2 protein-coding genes are annotated in these 1,701 nt (G+C 65.7%); both read right to left on the bottom strand.

The annotated features are described in order from the left end of the window. On the bottom strand, positions 1-950 hold a 950-nt coding region (locus tag AC1KVE_RS20990; RefSeq protein WP_481093116.1), incomplete at its 3' end, for a hemolysin secretion protein D. Beyond that, positions 947-1,701, bottom strand: a 755-nt coding sequence (locus AC1KVE_RS20985; RefSeq protein ID WP_481093045.1) for an ATP-binding cassette domain-containing protein, incomplete at its 5' end; no start/stop codon positions are given. The genes AC1KVE_RS20985 and AC1KVE_RS20990, both read right to left, overlap by 4 nt.

Raw genomic sequence — 1,701 nt, 5'->3', positions numbered from 1 at the left:
CCGGTCTTGGCGACGTCCTGGGTCAGCTGGCCGGCTTGCTCGCCTGCCTGGCGCAAGGCATCCAGTGCCTGCTGGCGTGTGTCGGTGACAAGCACGCGCAACTCCTCTTGCGCCGCGCTGGTCGCCGAGCGGATCTCCTGCAGGCGATTGCGCTGGGTGGCGAGCTGGCTTTCTGCGGCGATGCGTTCCTGTTCGCGCAACAGGTAGTCATGGCGGCCGACGTACTTGCCTTCGACCAGGCGGGCGTAGTCCTCTGCGCGCACTTTGGAGATGCGTGCGGATTCGGCCAGCGGTTCGATCGCGTCCTGGGTGGTCTGCAACTCGGCCTGGCGTTGGGCGATGCTGGCTTGCAGGTTGTGTCGGCGCGCCTGGAATGCGTCGAATTGACTGCTGACCAATTGCTGCTCGTTGGCTACGCGCTCGGCGGGTAGATCCGGAGCCGGATCCAGCTGCGGCGGCTGCCCGGTCGCAATGGCGGTCGCCAGCGCTGCCTGGCGAAGCGCAGCGAGACGTGCGTTGACCAGTGCGTCGCCGGCCTGGGCGAACTCGGCGCCGGTGGCGGTGGCATCGAGTTCGACCAGCAGCTGGCCTTTCTTCACCGCCTGTCCATCACGCACCAGGATCCTGCGTACCACCGCGGTTTCTGCGGTCTGCACCACCTTGGTCCGTGAGTCGACCACGGTCTTACCTGGTGCCACGGCGACGATATCGAGCTTGCCCAGGCACGCCCACAGCAGCGCGACACAGAAGAAACCGATGATGATGCGCATCGTCCAGCGCGCGGTGGGCGAGACAGGCGTTTCGGTCAGCTCAAGATGGGCGGGCAGGAACGCGCGCTCGTCGGCGCTGCGCGCGGGCGGGTCGAGCTGGCGGCGCACCGCCCAGGCCGATTTGAAGATCTTGAAATAGCGGAGAAAGAAATCGCGCCATCCCTGGAGCAGGTGCTTCATGGGGTCCCCTGTTGCAGTCTGTATAGATGCGCGTACTGGCCTTCCGGCCGGTCGACCAGCTCGGCATGCGAGCCGCTCTCGACGATGCGTCCCTTCTCCACCACGACGATGCGATTGGCCTGCCGCACGGTAGAAAGGCGGTGCGCGATGATCAGCACAGTGCGCCCCTTACAGATGGCGCGCATATTGCTCATCACCGCGTGCTCCGATTCGTAATCCAGGGCGCTGGTGGCTTCGTCGAGAATCAGAATGCGTGGGTCGCCGATCAGTGCGCGCGCGATTGCAATGCGCTGCCGCTGACCACCAGACAGGCCGGTACCATGCTCGCCGACTTTGGTGTCGTAGCCTTCCGGCAATTCCAGAATGAAGTCGTGGGCACCTGCCAGCTTGGCCGCATGGATCACCCGCTCCAGCGGCATGCCGGGATCGGTCAACGCGATGTTCTCGCGCACGCTGCGGTTGAACAGGAAGTTCTCCTGCAGCACCACACCCAGCTGACGGCGCAGCCAGGCCGGATCGGCCAGCGCCAGGTCCTGGCCATCGATCAGCACCCGCCCGCGCTCGGGCGTGTAGAGCCGCTGCACCAGCTTGGTCAGCGTGCTCTTGCCGGAGCCGGAACGGCCGACGATGCCGATGATTTCGCCTGGGCGAATGTCCAGCTCGATCCCGTTGAGCACCTCGGGCGCATCCGGCCGGTAGCGGAACGTGACCCGCTCGAACGTCACCTGCCCACGGATCGGCGGCAGTGCCA

The organism is Xanthomonas sp. NCPPB 2864, from assembly GCF_056675615.1.
This window is presented reverse-complemented; position numbering and strand designations above follow the sequence as displayed.